Source organism: Kitasatospora sp. NPDC059803 (assembly GCF_042732255.1).
Taxonomy (GTDB): domain Bacteria; phylum Actinomycetota; class Actinomycetes; order Streptomycetales; family Streptomycetaceae; genus Kitasatospora.
Genome location: NZ_JBHWIJ010000090.1, coordinates 9,845 through 27,858, shown reverse-complemented (window position 1 = coordinate 27,858; position 18,014 = coordinate 9,845). Strand labels below are relative to the sequence as shown.

Here is an 18,014-nt window from a genome sequence, read left to right as displayed (position 1 = left end):
GCTCGATTGCGCGCAGATTGCGCTCCAGCGAGACCAGCTTGGGCATCGACAGGGTGTCGTCGTCGGCCGTCAGGTCGATGGCCGAGCTGCGGTAGGACGAGCCCGAGGCCGATCCGACGGACGAGGACGAGGAGTAGGACGAGGACGAGGAGGACGCCGAGGAGGACGGCGCGTACGACGAGCCGACGGCGGCACGCGGGCGGCGGCCGGCGTCCAGCGCGGCCGGCTCCAGCGGGCCCGAGGCGGCCTGGTACGAGGAGGCGGTGTCCGACTCGGCGGCTAGGGCAGGCTCCGTAGCGGTCTGGCCGTCGCCGGCAGCCGTGAGCGCGGGCACCTGGCGGCCGCCGCGGGCCCGGGCGAGCATGCCGCCCTGGCGGGAGATGGCCTTCAGCTCGGCCCGCTCGCGGCGGTCGGCCGTGCGGGCCCGCACCTTGGCGTCCAGCTTGGCCTGGCGCTCCTCGCGCACCTCCTCGACCGCCTCGTCCAGGCTGCGGACGTTCTCCAGCAGCATCAGCGACCAGGCCGCGTAGGTCTCGCGCGGGGCGCGCAGCCAGCGGACGATCCGGATCTGCGGCAGCGGGCGCGGCACGAGCCCCTGCTCGCGCAGCGCGGCCTTGCGGGTCTGCTTCAGCGCGCGGTCGAACAGGATCGCCGCCGAGATCGACATGCCGGAGAAGAACTGCGGGGCGCCGTCGTGCGTCACGCCGCGCGGCGCGTGCACCCAGTTGAACCAGGCCGAGGCGATCGCGAACACCCAGACCAGCAGGCGGGAGCCGAGCGCGGCGTCACCGTGGCTGGCCTCGCGCACGGCGAGCACCGAGCAGAACATCGCGGCGCCGTCGAGGCCGAACGGGACGAGGTACTCCCAGCCGCCGGACAGCCCCAGGTTCTCCTTGCCGAAGCCCACCAGGCCGTGGAAGGACAGCGCGGCCGCGACACCGGCGCAGCAGAACAGCAGCGTGTAGGAGGAGATGCCGTAGATCATCTCCTTGCGCCGCCGACGCTCCTCGCTGCGCTCCCAGGAGTCGCCGGCCTCTTCCTTCTTCGTGTTCTTGAAACGCAGCGTCGCCAGCAGGACGGCGACGAACAGCAGGGCTGCGCCGCCGACGACGGTCCAGACCAGCTGTATGGAGGTCAGGTTCATTGCGGGTCGGGCCTCGGGTTTCCGCAGGGGACGGGTTCACAGAGCGACACAGGCGGTCAGCTCCCGGTACTCGGGGAGCGCCTGACGATTCGTTCGTCGCCGCACGGCGTACCCGCCGCACCCGCGCAGGGGCGGACGGGACACCTGTGCGGCTAGACGATATCGCGTCCGAAGGGGCGGCATGTTACGGGAGGGGGGCTTCCTCCCGCCAATCGACCCGCCGACCGCTCCACTCGTCGACCCGGCGGTGAGCGCCGGGGGGCCCGACGGGGTAGGGGAGGGGGAGGTTTGGGTATCCGAGGGCCGGGCTGATGCCCGATCATGGAGCGGCGGACCGTCAGATCGCCTGACGGGAGCAGGGGGAGAGGGCGGGATGGTCTCGATCTGGGAGTACCTGCGCGGGGAGCGGAACTACACCTTCGACAACCCGGGCGGTCAGCACAAGGTCATACTCACCAAGTCGACCCCGCAGCACGCGATCACCGGGGCCGCGGCCACCACCGGCTACCTCTACGTCAACCTGCACTGGACCACCCGCTCCGGGGCCGTCCGGCCCAGTGCCCGGGAACGCGCCAAGCGCCTCTTCAGCCCCCGCATCCTGCGCCCGCTGGAGCCGGACTCGGTGCAGAACGAGCAGGTCAACGTCGACCTCGACCTGGCGTGCATGTACGAACTGTCCGACGGGAGCAGCGGCGTGGTGCAGCCGCTCGGCGGCTACTTCGGCGACCTCCGGCAACCGCCGTACATCAAGCTCAGCGGCGACGACCAGTACGGGGCGCCGTCCGGCGAGACGATGTACGTCAACCTGGAGAAGAAGGACAAGTTCAAACGGCTGCTGATCTTCGTCTACATCTACGACGGCACGCCGGCCTTCGAGCAGTCCCACGCGGTGGTGACGATCGTGCCGCAGACCGGGCCACGGATCGAGATCAAGCTGGACGAACGGGCCCGGGCGGCGCGCTCGTGCGCGGTGGTGCTGATCGAGAACGCGGGGGACAACCAGCTGACGGTGCGCCGTGAGGTGCGGTACGTCAACGGGTTCCAGGCGGACATCGACCGGCTGTACGGGTTCGGGCTGCAGTGGCAGCGCGGGTACAAGAGCCAGGGCGGCTCCGACTAGACCCTGTCCGGCCCGGCCCGGCCCTGTCCGGCCTCGGCCCTGTTCGGTCCGGTCGGAGCCGGGCGGCGGTCATGCCCTGCGCAGGCCGATCAGCGGGGCTGGAACTGCGGGCCCTGCGGCGGCAGGGCGAACTCCTCGCCGGTGGGCGGCTGGGCCGGTGCCTGGGCCGGTGGTTGCGCGGGGGCCTGGGCCGGCGGCTGCTGGCCGGTGCCGGCGTGCGGGTAGCCGTAGCTGCCGGGGTGCTGCTGCGGGGCGGGCTGCTGCTGGTGCGGGTAGCCGTAGCCGGTGCCCTGCTGCTGCGGGTACGGCTGGGGGGTGGGCTGCGGGTACCCGTAGCCGGTACCGGGCTGCTGCTGCGGATAGCCGTAGCCGGTGCCGGGCGGCTGCTGGGGCTGCGGCTGGTGCGGGTAGCCGTACCCGGTGCCGGGCTGGTGGGTCGGGGGTGCGGGCGGGGCTGGCGCAGTGGCCGGGGGAACGGCGGGCGGCGCGGTCGGCGGGGGCGGCACCGCGCCGGTGGCGGCCGCGGCGGGCTGCTGCTGGGGCCGGCCCTGGGGGGTGGCCGACGGCTGCGGGACGGCCGGGGCCAGGGTGAAGGTGCCGGGCTCGGGCGGGGCGGTCGGGCGCGGGGCGGGCAGCGGGGTGCTGCGGGGGTCGACGGCGGCGGTGGGGGTGACGGTGGGGGTGGCCGTCGAGGCCGCCGCCGGGGCCGCGGCGGCCTCCGCCTCGTCGTCGACGGTGATGCCGAAGTCGGTGGCCAGGCCGATCAGGCCGGAGGTGTAGCCCTGGCCGATCGCCCGGAACTTCCAGGCGCCGGAGCGCCGGTACAGCTCGCCCGCGACCAGGGCGGTGACGTTCTCGCCGTCGGAGATCGCGAACTCGGCGAGTGCGGGCGCGCCGTCCCCGGCCGTGGCGTCGAAGAGCAGCAGGCGCAGCCCGGGCACCGTGCGGAAGGAGCCGCCCTCGGAGGAGCCGGCCAGCACCACCCGGTCGACGTCGGCGGGCAGCTTGGCGAGTTCGACCTCGATCGTGTCGATGATCTCGGCGCCGCCGGAGGTCTGCTGCTTGGGCAGGTGGCGCACCAGGCCGGAGGGGTGCCGCGGCTGGTTGTAGAAGACGAAGTCGGCATCCGAACGGACCTTGCCGGTGGCGCCGAGCAGCAGCGCGGACGCGTCCACGTCCGGCGCACCGGGCGTGGCGCTCCAGCGCAGCACGGCGCGGACCGCCGCAGCCGGCAGTGCGATGTTGGCGCCCTTGGCCATCACGTGCGTCATAGCCGACCATCCTGCCCGTTCGCCACCCCTTCGGACAACGTGACCGGGACCGTCGGAACCGGGTCGGACTTTGCCAAGACTTGCGCTTGCCGGGGGTTTGCCGGTGCTCGACCGGTGATCGGTGATCTGGACGGCGATGTTCCGGGAGTTCAGTGCCGAGGAACCGGGGACGGCCGGAATCCGTCCGTACGATGGGCGGTCCAAGGGCCCGCCGGGGTCGGGCGGAGGGGGGCCCGCCGGCGTCCGGCCGGGAACCACGGAGCCCCGTGGACCGGTTAACCATGGTGTCGCACCGCTGGATCGCGGTGTCGTCCCGCGCCGCCGCACGCCCCGGCAACGGACCGGCGGCCGTCAAACCTCTGAGGAGAGCACCTTGCGCCATTTCGGCCACCTCGCCGACGACGTACGCGGTCGCCTCTTCCTCGAACCGCCCCGGCCGTTCACCGCGCGGAGCGAGGCCGCGGTGCTGGCCACCGCCCTCGGCGGCACCCTCTACAGCCCCGCCACCCGGCCCGCGCTGGCCGCCGACATCCGCAAACAGGCTGCTCGGGGCGTGGTGTCGATGGTGCTCTGCCTGGAGGACGCGATCGCCGACCACGAGGTGGACGCGGGGGAGCGGAACCTGATCGAGCAGTTGAATGACCTGGTCAGGGATTTCACCGACTGCACACAAAGCCACCCCCTGCTCTTCATCAGAGTTCGAGCCGCCTCCCAGATCCTCGACCTGGCCGAGCGGCTCGGGCCGGCCGTCGAGCTGCTGAGCGGGTTCGTCCTGCCGAAGTTCACCACGCAGACCGGCAGCGCGTACCTGGCCGCCCTGGCCGCCGCCGAGGCCGCCACCGGGCGCCGGCTGTTCGCCATGCCCGTCCTGGAGTCACCCGAACTCGCCCACCTGGAGACCAGGCGCCAGCAGCTCTTCGGCATCGCCGACCTGCTCGCCGGGCACCGGGAGCGGGTGCTCGCCGTCCGCCTCGGCGTGACCGACCTCTGCTCCGCGTACGGCCTGCGCCGCTCGCCCGACCTCACCGCGTACGACGTCGCCCTGGTCTCGGCGGTGATCGGCGACGTGGTCAACGTGCTCGGCCGGGCGGACGGCACCGGATACACCGTCACCGGTCCGGTCTGGGAGTACTTCCCGGTCCAGGAACGGATGTTCAAGCCGCAGCTGCGCCGCACGCCGTTCGCCGAGGCCCCCGGGACGACCCGGGCCTCCGGCGAGGAGGTCCGCCGGCGGATCATCGAACACGACCTGGACGGGCTGATCCGGGAGGTCGAGCTCGACCGGGCCAACGGCCTGCTCGGCAAGACCTGCATCCACCCCAGCCACGTCCCCGCCGTGCACGCCCTCTCCGTGGTCACGCACGAGGAGTACTGCGACGCCCGGGACATCCTCCGGCAGGAGCAGGGCGGCGGCGGGGTCCTGCGCTCGGCGTACACCAACAAGATGAACGAGGCCCGGCCGCACCGGGCCTGGGCGGAGCGGGTGCTGTTGCGGGCGGAGGTGTTCGGGGTGGCCCGGGAGGACGTGAGCTTCGCGGAGCTGCTCGCGGCCTGCCTGTGCGGGGAGTGAGGGGGCTGAGGGGGCTGTCCGCAGCCGGCCTGAACGGCCCGACCGATCCGACCGATCCGACCGATCCGACCTATCCGACTGATCCGAAGACCGCACCACCGCACCATGCGAAGGCAGGACCAGCAGTGACAGCACAGCAGACGTGGACCGGCCGTTGGGTCGCCGACCGGGCCGGCATCGCCCTGACCGGATCGGACCGCCTCCCCGAACTCGTGGGCCTGGCCCTGCGTTCCCAGAACCCGAAGCGCGCCCACCTGCTGGTCTCCACCGTGCTCGGCAAGCACGTCCCGCAGCGGCCCGCGGTCGTCCACGGCGCAGGGCTCGAACTCGGCCGGCAGGTCAGCGAGTTGCTCGGCGACGAGGCCGCCGCGCGGGCCGTCGTCCTCGGCTACGCGGAGACGGCCACCGGCCTCGGCCACAGCGTCGCCGACGGCCTCGACGCCCCGTACCTGCACTCCACCCGCCGCCCGGTGCCCGGCGTGCCCCCGCTCGGCGGCTTCGAGGAGGAGCACTCGCACGCCACCTCGCACCTGCTGCTCCCCGCCGATCCCGAACTCCTCACCGGTGACGGCCCGTTGGTGCTGGTCGACGACGAGTTCTCGACCGGCCGCACGGTCCTCAACACCATCCGTGAACTGCACGCCCGCCACCCCCGCGACCACTACGTCGTCGTCGCCCTGGTCGACCTGCGCTCCACCGCCGACCGCCGCCGGCTCGCCGACACCGCCGCCGAACTCGGCGTCCGGCTCGACCTGGTGGCCACCGCCAGCGGCGCCGTCCAGCTGCCCGCCGACGTCCTGGACCGCGCCGAGCGGCTGATAGCCGAGGCCGCCCCCGCCCCCGCCGCACCCCCGGGAACGCCCGCACCGCTCGCCCGGGTCGACCTGGACTGGCCCGCCGGGCTCCCCGACGGCGGCCGGCACGGGTTCACCGCCCGCGACCGCGCCCGACTGGACGCCGCCCTGCCCCGCCTGGCCGGACAGCTGGCCGACGCACTGCCCGCCACGGCGCGGCGCGTGCTGGTCCTCGGCTTCGAGGAGCTGATGTACGCCCCGCTGCGGCTGGCCGGCGCACTCGCCGACCGGCTGGGCGGCGACCGCGTCCGCTACTCCACCACCACCCGCTCGCCCGTCCTCGCCGTGGACGACCCCGGCTACGCCATCCGCACCCGCCTCGCCTTCCCCGCCCACGACGACCCGCAGGACGACGCGTCGCGCGAGCGCTACGCCTACAACGTCGCCCCCGGCAGCGACCCGGCCCGCCGCTTCGACGCGGTCGTGCTGGTGGTCGACGACGTCGCCGACACCCCCGCCCTGCGCGAGGGCGAGCGCGCCCTGCTCGGCCAGCTGCGGCAGGTCACCGACCAGGTGGTGCTCGCGGTGCTGCCCTCCCACCGGCCGGTCCGGCTGCCGTCCCGCATGCCGGCCGGGCTGCCGTCCCACGGGCCTTCCCGCCTGCCGTCCCCGTTGTACGGCCCGGCGTTCTCCTCCTACCGGCCCGACGAGGTGGCCTGGCTGCTCAAGGACCTCTCCGGCGTCCCGCTCGAAGCCCCCACCGAGGAGCGCGAGGAGGCCGTCCAGAACGGCGGCGCGCACTACGCCGAGTCGCTGCCGGTCGAGTACCAGCCCAGCCCCGAGTACCAGGAGCTGTTCCACCAGGCGCTGCGCGCCTCCGCCCGCCGCATCGCGCTCGCCGCCGGCACCGTCGCCGAGACCCTGCTGCGCGAGCGCGGCCCCGGCCTGGTGCTCGCCTCGCTGGCCCGGGCCGGCACGCCCGTCGGCATCCTGATCCGCCGCTGGCTCGCCCACGCCCACGGCCTCGACACCCCGCACTACGCCGTCTCCATCGTCCGCGGCCGCGGCATCGACCCGGTCGCCCTGCGCTACCTGGCCACCCACCACCGCGCCGGCGACGTCGTGTTCGTCGACGGCTGGACCGGCAAGGGCGCGATCACCCGCGAACTCGCCGAGGCCCTGGCCGGCACCGGCTTCGACCCGGACCTCGCCGTCCTCGCCGACCCCGGCCGCTGCGCGCGCACCTACGGCACCCGGGACGACTTCCTGATCCCCTCCGCCTGCCTCAACTCCACCGTCTCCGGCCTGGTCTCGCGCACCGTGCTGCGGCCCGGTCTGATCGGCCCGGACGACTTCCACGGCGCCAAGCACTACGCCGAACTGGCCGGCGCGGACGTCTCCGTTGCCTTCCTCGACACCGTGGCCGACCACTTCGACGCCGTCCGCCCGGAGGCCGTCGCCGCCGCCGACCGGCTGTCCACCGCCCCGGACCGCACGCCCGACTGGGCCGGCTGGGCCGCCGTCGAACGGATCAGCACCGAGTACGGCATCGACAGCGTCAACCTGGTCAAGCCCGGCGTCGGCGAGACCACCCGGGTGCTGCTGCGCCGCGTCCCCTGGCGGGTCCTCGCCCGGCGTGGCGCCGGTGCCGACCTCGACCACGTCCGGCTGCTCGCCGCCCAGCGCGGCGTCGAGGTCGAGGAGGTGGACGGCCTGCCGTACTCCTGCGTCGGCCTCATCCACCCCCGCTACAGTCGGGGAGCGACCGGGGCCTCCGGTAGGACCGTTGTGGTGAAGGAGTCCTGATGAACGCCGATGTCCTCGTCGCCAGCGACCTCGACCGGACGCTCGTCTACTCCAACCGGGCCCTCGCCCTGGACGTCCCCGACCGGCTCGCGCCCCGACTGCTCTCCGTCGAGGTGCACGACGGCAAGGCGCTCTCGTTCATGACCGAACAGGCCGCCGCGCTGCTCGTCGAACTCGTCCGGCAGGCCTGGTTCGTCCCCGCCACCACCCGCACCCTCGCCCAGTACGAGCGGATCAACCTGCCCGGCCCGACGCCCGGTTGGGTCCCCGCGTACGCGATCTGCGGCAACGGCGGGCACCTGCTCGTCGACGGCGTGCCCGACCAGGACTGGCGCACCGAGATCACCGCGCGGCTCGCCTCCGGTGCGGCCCCGCTGGAGGAGGTCGTCCGGCAGCTCGCCCTGAGCGCCGACCCGGAGTGGACGCACAAGCGCCGCGTCGCCGACGGGCTGTTCGCCTACCTCGTCGTCGAGCGCGCCGCACTGCCCGGCGGCTGGCTCGACGAGCTGACCGGCTGGTGCGCCGAACGCGGCTGGACGGTCTCGCTCCAGGGCCGCAAGGTCTACGCCGTCCCCGCGCCGCTCAGCAAGAGCGCCGCCCTCGCCGAAGCCGTCCGGCGCACCGGCGCGTCCACCGTGCTCGCGGCCGGCGACTCACTGCTCGACGCCGACCTGCTGCTCGCCGCCGACGCCGCCTGGCGGCCCGGGCACGGCGAACTCGCCGACGGCGGCTGGACCGCCCCCGGCGTCACCGCCCTCGACGAGGTGGGGGTGGCGGCGGGGGAGGAGATCGTCCGGCGCTTCCTCGCCCGGGTGGCCGCCGCGCCGGTCGTGCCCGGCGCGCCCGTCGCTTCCTGAGCGGAAGCGGTCAGCCGCAGCAGCCGCCGCCGCAACAGCCCCCTCCGCCACCACCGTTGCCGGAGGGGGCCTGGCGCGGGGCGCCGCCCGAAGCGGAGCCGGTGACGGCGACGGCGGACAGCAGCTTCACGGTGTCCTCGTGGCCCTGCGGGCAGACGGCGGGGGCGCCGGCCTGCGCCATCGGGCGGCGGAGTTCGAAGGTGGCGCCGCAGGAGCGGCAGCGGAAGTCGTAGCGTGGCATACCGGCAGGGTACCCAGGCGGCGCCCTGCCGACGTCCTGTCGGTGCCCTGTTGGCGTCCTGCTGGTGGGTCCTACCGGCGGGCCCTACCGGTGGGCGCTGCCCGTTTCCTGCCCGGCCGGTGCTACCGGTGCCCGCCCAGATCGCCGCGGATCAGCCCGATCACCTGCGCCGCCGTCTCCCGCACGCCCGCCAGCTCGGTCAGGAAGTGCCAGTAGTCGGGGTGCCGGCCGGCCGCCTCCAGGGTGGCCACGGCCCGGTCCAGGCGTGCCACCGCCTCGTCCAACGGGGCGGCGTGCCGCGGGTCCGGCGCGCTGCGGCCCGCCATCGCCAGCCGCTGCGCGTCGCGCAGGGCGAACCGGGCCCGCTCCACCTCCCGGTGCGGGTCGTGCTGCACCTCGTTCAGCTGCCGCAGCCGCTCGTTCACCGCGACCACCGACCCGTCCGCGGTGTCCAGCAGCGCGCGCACCGTACCGATCGCGCCCGTCGCGTCCGCCCAGCGCTGCTCGTCCCGGGCCCGGGCGGCCTCGGCGAGCTTGCGCTCCGCCGCCCGCCCGGTCTCCGCGACCTGCTCCGACACCCGCTGGAGGTCCTGCCAGCAGGCCGAGCTGAACCGGCGGCGCAGTTCGCTCAGCGCCGGCTCGACCGTCTCCGCCTTGGTCTCCAGCGCCTGGATCCGGGTCCGCAGGCTCGCCACCCGCCGGTCGATCTCCCGTGCCCGCTCCGGCAGTTGACCGGCGTCGGCCGCAATCGCCTCGGCGCGCTGCCGCACGTCGTCCGCGCGCCGCAGCGTCGGCGCCACCCCGTGCCGGGCCGGCCCCTCGTTCAGCAGCCCGAGCTCCGGCGCCAGTTCGGCCAGCCGGGCCGCCAGGTCGTCCGCCCGCAGCCCGGCGCCGCGCACCGCGTCCAGCGCGTTGCTCGCCTGGAGTAGCGCGCGCTTCGCCTGCTCCACCGCCGGGGTGACCCGCATCAGCTGCTGCTCGGCGCGCTGGAGGGCCGGCTGCAGCCGCTGGAGGAAGTCGTTCAGCTCCGCCCGGGCCGAGCCGAGCTGCCCCTTCACGTCCTCCAACTGACGCCGGGCCCGCGCCGCGGCGCCGGCGTCCAGCGCCTCGTCGTCCAGGTTGTACGCGTCCAACGCGCCCAGGTAGTTCACGGTGACCTGATCCACCCGGCCGGTGATCCCCGCCAGGTCCGCCAGCGCCCGGCGGGCCGTCGCCTCGTCCTCGGCCGCCCGGACGGTCTCCACCGCCAACTGCACCTCGCGCTGCGTCGAGTCCAGCTCGTAGAACGCCTCCTGCGCGGCGTCCCGGGCCGCCTTGGCGTCCGCCCGCACACCCTCCCCGCCGCGCCGACCCCACCAGCCGCCCGTCCCGGCCGAGGCCAGCCCCAGCGCACCCAGCGCACCCGCCAGCACCACCGGCACCACCAGTGCGTCGGCCAGCGCACTCCCCGCCCGACGCCACCCCCGCCCGCTCCCGCCGGCCACCGTCACTGCGCGCTCCCTGCTCCGACCCGCTGATCCACCCCCATTCTTCCCGATCACCCCACCCCACCGGCACCCCCACCCGTCCCACTCCCCGACCACCCGCACCACAGCACCCCCCGGGACCAGGTACCCTAGGCAGTCGTCGTGCCCCCACCGGGCCACGACAGGGGGCGCGTAGCTCAGTGGTAGAGCGCTGCTCTTACAAAGCAGATGTCGGCGGTTCGAAACCGTCCGCGCCCACAGCAAGGGGTGTGGGTCCGTGAGGGCCCGCGCCGAGATCGAAGAACATCGAGAACACGTCACGCCGCAGCTCCTGCGGCTGGAGCCGCCAGGGCGGCCGACTCGGCAGCGAGTTCGGCCGCTTTTCTGTTCGGCCGACTCCATGGCCTTCGAGTGCCGATGGCCGGAATCCTTCCCGTGGCTGTGATCCGCCTGGTGGTTCCGGCGTGAGATCGCCGGCTCGACACGCTGTGTGAACTCCCACTGTGGGCGATGTCCGCATTGCACAGTGTGCGCAGGTTTGTGACTGTGCTGAGGAGGCCGCCATGCCCCTGACCCTCCGACCGTTCGCCCCGCGCGGGTGAGTGGGCCCACCGCCGGTGCGGTGCCGACGTTGGAGCTGGAGGACATCCAGGGCACCGTGCTGCGGCGTCGTCCGGACGTCTACCACGGTGTCTACCTGCTCTACCGGATCGACGACCCGGCCGCGGCGAAGCGGTCGCTGCGCGAGGTCCTGCCGGAGGTCACCAGCGCGGCGGACTGGGATCGGCCCCGCCCGTTCACCCTCAATGTCGCCTTCACGTACCGGGGGCTGGCCCGGCTGGGCGTGCCGCCGGGTTCGCTGGCCTCGTTCTCCCCGGAGTTCCGGGCCGGCATGGCCGCCCGGAAGGAGGTGCTGGGAGACCTCGGTGCCAGCGACCCCGGTAACTGGCCCCCGCCGCTGGGCGGCCCCGACGTGCACATCGGGGTGGTGATCATTGCGACGGCCCCCGAGGGGCTCCACGAGCCGGTGGCGGCGGCTGGCCGACTGGCCGGGGTGAGCCTGGTCTACCGGCTCGACGTCGGTTCCCCGGTCACCGGGCGCGAGCACTTCGGGTTCCGGGACGGCATCTCCAGCCCGTACCTGCTCGGCAGTGCCGAGCGGTCGCTGCCCGGCCAGGACGCCGTCCAGCCCGGCGAGTTCCTCTTCGGCTACCCGGACGAGTCCGGGGCGGCGCCGGCGGGGCCCGCGCCGGACGTGCTCGGCCGCAACGGCTGCTACCTGGCCTTCCGCCAGATGCACGCGGACGTGGCCGCGTTCCGCAGGTACCTGCGGGACCAGGCCCGCTCGCCCGAGGACGAGGAACTGCTCGCGGCCAAGATCGTCGGTCGCTGGCGCAGCGGTGCGCCGCTGGCGTTGGCGCCGGAGCACGACGATCCGGACCTGGGCGCCGATCCGACGCGCAACAACGACTTCCGCTACCACGACGACCCGCGGGGCCTGCTCGTCCCGCGCGGCGCGCACATCCGGCGGGCCAACCCGAGGGACGGCCTGGCCGACACCGTGGTCGAGACCGGCATCCACCGGGTGTTGCGGCGCGGCGCGGCGTACGGCCCGCTGCTGCCGGCCGGGGCCTTGGAGGACGACGGCGCGGAGCGCGGGATCATCTTCATCTTCATGGGCGCCAGCCTGTCCCGGCAGTTCGAGTTCGTGCAGCAGGTGTGGCTCAACGACGGCGACTTCGCCGGCCTCGGCCCCGAGCAGGACCCGCTGGTCGGCAACAGCGGCGGCGCCGGTGTGCACACCATCCCGGCCCGCCCGGTCCGGCGCCGGCTCACCGGGCTACCCCGGTTCGTGACCGTGCGCGGCGGCGAGTACTGCTTCCTGCCCGGCCTCGCCGCGATCGCCTGGCTCACCGCACTGCCGGACCCGGCCGGTGGCCCGTCCGCCGCGCCGCACTCATCGACATCGGAGGACGACAGGTGACCCCGCCCGAGAAGGACTTCACCCCCGTGCGGCACTCACCCGATCTCGTACCACCGGAGCCGGACTTCGACCGGCGCCTCCAGTAGTCCAGACCGTCCGTAAGGAGGTGTACCGGCGCTCGTCGGTGCTGCGCCACGAGCTGAACGGCCGGCGCCGCGCCGAGCCGGCCTCGGCCGCCGACGTGCTTCCCGACCCGTCCTGACGCTTTGCCCGAAAGGAATCCAGATGTACGACTTCGACCCGTCGACCTACCAGCCGATCTCACCGGACGTGTCGGTCGAGGAGATCGCCAAGGCCTTCCAGAGCCCCCGTCAGCAGACCGAGGGCGTCGGCCTGCGGGCGGTGAACCGGTCGGAGTTCACCCTGATCGCACCGGTCATCCAGCCGACCGGGCCCGCCGTCTTCCTGGAGCGCGCCGAGAAGGCCTGCATCGAGGCGCCCTACTGGGAGAACCGCCTCGGGACGGTCCACGACCTGCGGGTCGCGCTCGTCAACGACGGTCATCAGGTGCTGTTCTGCGCGACCTACAGCGACGAGTTCAAGCCCTACGTCATCGACGTCATCCGCTTCGCCACCCCGTGGATCGACCACATGTTCAACGACGTGGCGGCCGGCTACCCGGGCCTGGCCTCCGACCAGGCGATCGACTACATCGCGAAGTACCAGGTGCAGGCCAACGTCTGGTACGGCGGGCCGAACCCGGAGGCCACCCCCAGGGACATCGGCAAGGCCATCGCGGTGGCCGCCGCGTTCGACGACCTGCTGGACGCCGCCCAGAGCTGACCGCGTGCGTCGACAGGCGCGCCGGCGCCCGTGCGGGAGGGGCCGGGGTTCGGGAGGCGGGGTGGGGTGGGCTGTGTTTGGGTGGCTGCACACCGCTTGGGAGAGGTGATCCTCCGTGACCATGCCCCCGTTCGGATCGAGTGATCCGTTCTCCGATCTGCTCAGCCGCTTCTTCGGGATGAGTCCGATGGCCTCCCCGCCCGCCGTGCAGCGGGTGCCGATCGGGCGGTTGCTGAGCGAGTCCTCGCAGGAGCTGCTGGGGTTGGCCGCGCACCGGGCCGGCGAGGACGGGATCAGTGATCTCGACACCGGGCACCTGGCCTGGGCGGCCACCCGGGTGGAGCCGTCGCGCCGGATGCTGGAGCGGGCGGGGATCGACCCGGACCAGCTGGCCGGTGACCTGGAGCGGTCGTTGCCGTCCGGGGATCCGGCGGCGGTGGACGGGCAGCCCGCGCTGACGCCGTCGGCCAAGCGCGCGCTGCTGGCGGCGCACGCCCGTTCGCAGGCGGCCGGGGCCTCGTACATCGGGCCGGAGCACATCCTCGGCGCGCTGCTGGACCAGGAGCGGTCCGGGGCGGGGACGGCGCTGCGCAACGCGGCGCCCTCGCAGGAGGCGCTGAAGACGGTGCTGGAGGGGCGCGGTGTCGGCGGGGAGCGCAGCAGCACGGGCGCGCACCCGAGCGAGACGCCGACGCTGGACGAGTACGGGCTGGACCTCACCGAGGCGGCGCGCTCGGGCCGGCTGGACCCGGTGGTCGGGCGGGCCGAGGAGATCGAGCAGACCGTCGAGATCCTGTCCCGCCGGACCAAGAACAACCCGGTGCTGATCGGCGAGCCGGGCGTCGGCAAGACCGCGATCGTGGAGGGGCTGGCGCAGCGGATCGTCTCCGGGGACGTGCCGCAGAGCCTGCGGGACAAGCGGGTCGTCACCCTCGACCTGACCGCCCTGGTGGCCGGCTCCAAGTACCGGGGCGAGTTCGAGGAGCGGCTGAAGAAGGTGATCGACGAGGTCACGGCGGCCGAGAAGAGCGTGATCCTGTTCCTGGACGAGCTGCACACCGTGGTCGGCGCGGGTTCCGGCGGCGAGGGTTCGATGGACGCCGGCAACATCCTCAAGCCGGCGCTGGCGCGCGGTGAACTGAGCGTGGTCGGCGCGACGACGCTGGACGAGTACCGCAAGCACGTGGAGAAGGACGCCGCGCTGGAGCGCCGCTTCCAGCCGGTGCTGGTGCCCGAGCCGAGCGTCGAGGAGACGATCGAGATCCTGCGGGGGCTGCGGGACGCGTACGAGGCGCACCACCAGGTGCGGTTCACCGACGAGGCGCTGGACGCGGCGGCGACGCTGTCCGACCGGTACGTCAGCGACCGCTTCCTGCCGGACAAGGCGATCGACCTGCTGGACCAGGCCGGTGCCCGGGTGCGGTTGCGCAGCCTGAGCGGCTCGACCGAGGCGACCGGGGTACAGGACCGGATCACCAAGCTGAAGCGGGAGTTGGACGAGGCCGTCGCGGACGAGGAGTTCGTGCGGGCGGCCAACCTGAAGGCCGAGCTGCGGCAGACCGAGGACGAGCTGGCGGCCGTCGCCGAGTCCCGTGAGGAGGTCGTCGACGTGACCGCCGACGACATCGCGCAGGTGCTGTCGTCCCGGACCGGCATCCCGGTCGCGGAGTTGAACGCGACCGAGCGGGAGCGGCTGCTCAAGCTGGAGGAGCACCTGCACGAGAAGGTGATCGGCCAGGACGAGGCGGTCACCGCGGTCGCCCAGGCGGTGCGCCGCGGCCGGGCCGGGATGGGCGACCCGGACCGGCCGACCGGCTCCTTCCTCTTCCTCGGGCCGACCGGCGTGGGCAAGACCGAGCTGGCGAAGGCGCTGGCGGCGCTGCTGTTCGGCGACCCGGACCGGATGATCCGCTTCGACATGAGCGAGTTCCAGGAGAAGCACACCGTCTCCCGGCTGGTCGGCTCCCCGCCCGGGTACGTCGGCTACGACGAGGCCGGGCAGCTGACCGAGGCCGTCCGCCGCAAGCCGTACAGCGTGCTGCTCTTCGACGAGGTGGAGAAGGCGCACCCGGACGTCTTCAACCTGCTGCTCCAGGTGCTGGACGACGGGCGGCTGACCGACTCCCAGGGGCGGACGGTCGACTTCCGCAACACCGTGGTGATCATGACCAGCAACATCGGCTCGCAGCGCATCCTCGACCACGCCGGGAACGTGGACGAGATCCGTGGCGACCTGATGCGCGACCTGCACCAGCAGTTCCGGCCGGAGTTCCTGAACCGGATCGACGAGGTGATCGTCTTCCACGCGCTCACCCGGAAGGACCTGCTGTCGGTGGTCGGTCTGCTGCTGGAGCGCAGCCGGCGTCGGCTCAAGGCGCAGGACGTGCAGTTGGAGGTCACCGAGGCGGCCAAGGAGTGGCTGGTCAACCGCGGGTACCAGCCGGAGTTCGGGGCCCGGCCGCTGCGCCGGACGATCCAGTCGGAGCTGGACAACCGGGTGTCCAACCTGCTGCTGGACGGCACGGTGCGGGAGGGCGACACGCTGATCGCGGAGGTGAGCGACGGCGACCTGGTGGTCACGCTCGCCCGGCCGGAGGCGTCGGCGACCTTCGAGGAGGCGCAGGAGAAGGCGGAGGAGGAAGCGGGGGAGGCCTGATCCGTCGGAGATCTGCCCCGCCGCCGGACGGTCCGGCGGCGGGGCAGCGCGTACCTACGCCTGCGGGAAGACCTCGCGCAGCAGCGGCTCCGGCAGCCCGCGCTTGCGCCACTCGCGCGGGTAGCCGAGCGAGACCTCCTCGAACGGGACGCCGTCGTAGCTGGTCTTGCGGGGGATGTGCAGATGGCCGTAGATCATCGCCGCGGTGTTGAAGCGGCGGTGCCAGTCCGCGGTCAGTTCGGTGCCGCACCACTGGGCGAACTCGGGGTACCAGAGGATCTCGGTGGGGTGGCGGACCAACGGGTAGTGGTTGACCAGGACGAGCGGTACGTCCGGGTCGCAGGCCGCCAGCCGCTGCTCGGTCAGCCGGACGCGCTCGCGGCACCAGGAGTCGCGGTCCGGGAACGGGTCCGGGTGGAGCATCCGCTCGTCCGCGCAGACGATGCCGCTCTCGTAGGCAGCCGCCAGGGACTCCTCCTTGGTGGTCGTGCCCGGCGCGCGGAAGGAGTAGTCGTACAGGAGGAAGAGCGGGGCGATGCGGACCGGTCCGCCGGCGCCCTGCCAGAGCGGGTACGGGTCCTCAGGGGTGAGCACGCCGAGGTTCCGGCAGAGGTCGACCAGGTGGTCGTAGCGGGCCACGCCGCGCAGCTGCACCGGGTCCTCGGGGTGGGTCCACAGCTCGTGGTTGCCGGGGGCCCACACCACGCGGGCGAAGCGTTCGGCGAGCAGTCCGAGCGCCCACTCGACGCTGGTGGTGAGTTCGGCGACGTCTCCGGCGACGAGCAGCCAGTCGTCGGGGGTGGTGGGCCGGATCTTCTCCACCAGGTCGCGGTTCTCCTGGTAGGAGATGTGCAGGTCGCTCACGGCGAGCAACCGCCCGCCCGCCCCCGTGGGCTCCGACGGCGCGTCGCTGCGGTACTCGGTAGTCACTCCTGCCCCCTGTGGTCACCCGTCCGATGTCGCCACAGTACGTGGCGGACGGGGACCGTGGGGCGGGTTGACGCGATCGGCCGTGCGAAGGGAGGGGCCGGCGGACCGCCGCCACCGCGCGAACGAGCCATTGCGGCCGAAGTGCTTTCTTGGTGTCGTCTTGACTCTTGACAGTGAGTCATGTCCGCGACAGCTTTGGTGCACCCCCACACCGAGAGGTCTCTCATGAAGAAGCCGCTCATAGGCATGCTCGCCACCGTCCTGGTCGCCGGAGCAACCGCCCTCGCCGGCGCCCTCCCGGCCCAGGCCGCCACCGCGGAGGCCCCCGCCGCCGTGTCCGTCGCGGCCCAGGACGGCCAGTCCCTGAGCGCCCAGGCCCAGGTCACCGACACCAAGGCGGCCCCCCGCGCCGTCAACTTCGCCGGGACGGTGGCCCTCAACAACTGTTCCGGTTCGCTGGTCCGGATGCCAGGCTCGGCCGCGAGCGACCCGGCCCTCGTCCTGTCCAACGGCCACTGCCTGGAGTCCGGCATGCCCGGCCCCGGCGAGGTGATCCTCAACCAGCCCTCCAGCCGGACCTTCACCCTCCTCAGCTCCAGCGGCAGCGGGCTCGGCACCCTGCGCGCGACCAAGGTGGTCTACGGCGCCATGACCGACACCGACGTGTCGATCTACCAGCTGAACACCAGCTACGCCTCGATCCAGTCCCGGTACGGGATCGCCCCGTTGACCATCTCCGCCGCCCACCCCACGCAGGGCACCTCGATCAAGGTCGTCTCGGGCTACTGGAAGAAGATCTACTCCTGCTCGATCGACGGCTTCGCCTACCAGTTGAACGAGGCGGACTGGACCTTCAAGGACTCGGTCCGCTACACCTCCGGCTGCAACGTGATCGGCGGTACCTCCGGCTCGCCGGTGGTGGACGCGAACACCGGGCAGGTGGTCGCGGTCAACAACACGATCAACGAGAACGGCGAGTCCTGCACCCTCGACAACCCGTGTGAGGTCGACGAGAACGGCTCGGTGACGGTGCACCAGGGCATCGGCTACGCCCAGGAGACCTACGGCATCCCGGCCTGCTTCGCCGCCGGCAACCGGTTCGACCTCACCCTGCCCGGCTGCACCCTGGTCCGGCCCTGACCTGAACCGTCACGACGGCCCTGGCCTGAGCTGACCCGACCTGGCCTGACCGCCATCCCGCGCCCGACCGCCACGTCGTGACGGAACCGGGGCGACCCCGCTGACCAGCACCGATCCCCGATGGGGCCCCCCCGCAACGCCGGGGGCCCCATCGGCCGGCCCCCACGCGGCCCGCGCCCCACCCCCCCCCCCCAGTCCTCCCCGCCGAGCGGCCAAGAAAAACCTGGGAACACATGAGGATTTGTGTACACC

General features: G+C 73.2%; 13 protein-coding genes and 1 tRNA gene. 9 read left to right on the top strand and 5 right to left on the bottom strand.

What is annotated here, in order from left to right; genetic code table 11:
- Positions 1-1,144 (bottom strand): DUF2637 domain-containing protein (locus ACFV6I_RS16960; protein ID WP_380426002.1); only part of this gene is annotated, 1,144 nt, incomplete at its 3' end.
- Positions 1,145-1,517: 373 nt separating this feature from the next.
- On the opposite strand from ACFV6I_RS16960, the gene ACFV6I_RS16955 reads away from it, so the two are divergent.
- Complete coding sequence (locus tag ACFV6I_RS16955) at positions 1,518-2,264, top strand: hypothetical protein (protein ID WP_063347436.1); 747 nt, start codon at positions 1,518-1,520, stop codon at positions 2,262-2,264.
- An 89-nt stretch (positions 2,265-2,353) separates the two neighbouring features.
- Here ACFV6I_RS16955 and ACFV6I_RS16950 read toward each other — a convergent pair whose 3' ends face one another.
- The gene (locus ACFV6I_RS16950; RefSeq protein WP_380426000.1) at positions 2,354-3,535 is read right to left on the bottom strand and encodes a TerD family protein; all 1,182 of its coding nucleotides are present in this window, start codon (positions 3,533-3,535) and stop codon (positions 2,354-2,356) included.
- 373 nt (positions 3,536-3,908) lie between these two features.
- Between ACFV6I_RS16950 and ACFV6I_RS16945 the strand changes: the two genes are divergently transcribed.
- The 3 genes from ACFV6I_RS16945 to ACFV6I_RS16935 all read left to right on the top strand — a co-directional run bounded on the left by ACFV6I_RS16945 (position 3,909) and on the right by ACFV6I_RS16935 (position 8,562).
- Positions 3,909-5,105, top strand: coding sequence for an HpcH/HpaI aldolase/citrate lyase family protein (locus tag ACFV6I_RS16945; protein ID WP_380425998.1), 1,197 nt, complete (start codon positions 3,909-3,911; stop codon positions 5,103-5,105).
- Positions 5,106-5,230: 125 nt separating this feature from the next.
- Positions 5,231-7,705: a phosphoribosyltransferase gene (locus ACFV6I_RS16940; protein WP_380425996.1), complete on the top strand. Its 2,475-nt coding sequence runs from the start codon at positions 5,231-5,233 to the stop codon at positions 7,703-7,705.
- Positions 7,705-8,562, top strand: a complete 858-nt coding sequence (locus tag ACFV6I_RS16935; protein ID WP_380425994.1) for an HAD family hydrolase — start codon at positions 7,705-7,707, stop codon at positions 8,560-8,562. Before ACFV6I_RS16940 ends, ACFV6I_RS16935 begins: the two co-directional genes overlap by 1 nt.
- 10 nt (positions 8,563-8,572) lie before the next feature.
- Here ACFV6I_RS16935 and ACFV6I_RS16930 read toward each other — a convergent pair whose 3' ends face one another.
- The gene (locus tag ACFV6I_RS16930) at positions 8,573-8,803 is read right to left on the bottom strand and encodes a zinc ribbon domain-containing protein (protein WP_063347431.1); all 231 of its coding nucleotides are present in this window, start codon (positions 8,801-8,803) and stop codon (positions 8,573-8,575) included.
- 122 nt (positions 8,804-8,925) lie between these two features.
- Complete coding sequence (locus tag ACFV6I_RS16925; protein WP_380426004.1) at positions 8,926-10,287, bottom strand: hypothetical protein; 1,362 nt, start codon at positions 10,285-10,287, stop codon at positions 8,926-8,928.
- A 168-nt stretch (positions 10,288-10,455) separates the two neighbouring features.
- Here ACFV6I_RS16925 and ACFV6I_RS16920 point away from each other — a divergent pair.
- The 4 genes from ACFV6I_RS16920 (at position 10,456) to ACFV6I_RS16905 (ending at position 15,692) form a co-directional block, all read left to right on the top strand.
- Positions 10,456-10,527: transfer RNA gene (locus ACFV6I_RS16920), tRNA-Val, on the top strand.
- Between the two features lie 340 nt (positions 10,528-10,867).
- Positions 10,868-12,253 carry a Dyp-type peroxidase gene (locus ACFV6I_RS16915; RefSeq protein WP_380425992.1) on the top strand — a complete coding sequence of 462 codons (1,386 nt, stop codon included), beginning with the start codon at positions 10,868-10,870 and terminating at the stop codon, positions 12,251-12,253.
- A gap of 225 nt (positions 12,254-12,478) precedes the next feature.
- Positions 12,479-13,036, top strand: a complete 558-nt coding sequence (locus tag ACFV6I_RS16910) for a hypothetical protein (protein ID WP_380375117.1) — start codon at positions 12,479-12,481, stop codon at positions 13,034-13,036.
- 121 nt (positions 13,037-13,157) lie between these two features.
- The gene (locus tag ACFV6I_RS16905) at positions 13,158-15,692 is read left to right on the top strand and encodes an ATP-dependent Clp protease ATP-binding subunit (RefSeq protein WP_380343817.1); all 2,535 of its coding nucleotides are present in this window, start codon (positions 13,158-13,160) and stop codon (positions 15,690-15,692) included.
- 54 nt (positions 15,693-15,746) lie between these two features.
- Here ACFV6I_RS16905 and ACFV6I_RS16900 read toward each other — a convergent pair whose 3' ends face one another.
- Positions 15,747-16,622 (bottom strand): metallophosphoesterase, encoded by an 876-nt coding sequence (locus ACFV6I_RS16900; RefSeq protein WP_063347425.1) that lies wholly within the window; start codon positions 16,620-16,622, stop codon positions 15,747-15,749.
- Between the two features lie 225 nt (positions 16,623-16,847).
- Between ACFV6I_RS16900 and ACFV6I_RS16895 the strand changes: the two genes are divergently transcribed.
- The gene (locus ACFV6I_RS16895) at positions 16,848-17,762 is read left to right on the top strand and encodes a serine protease (protein WP_380343765.1); all 915 of its coding nucleotides are present in this window, start codon (positions 16,848-16,850) and stop codon (positions 17,760-17,762) included.
- The last annotated feature ends 252 nt before the right edge of the window (positions 17,763-18,014 follow it).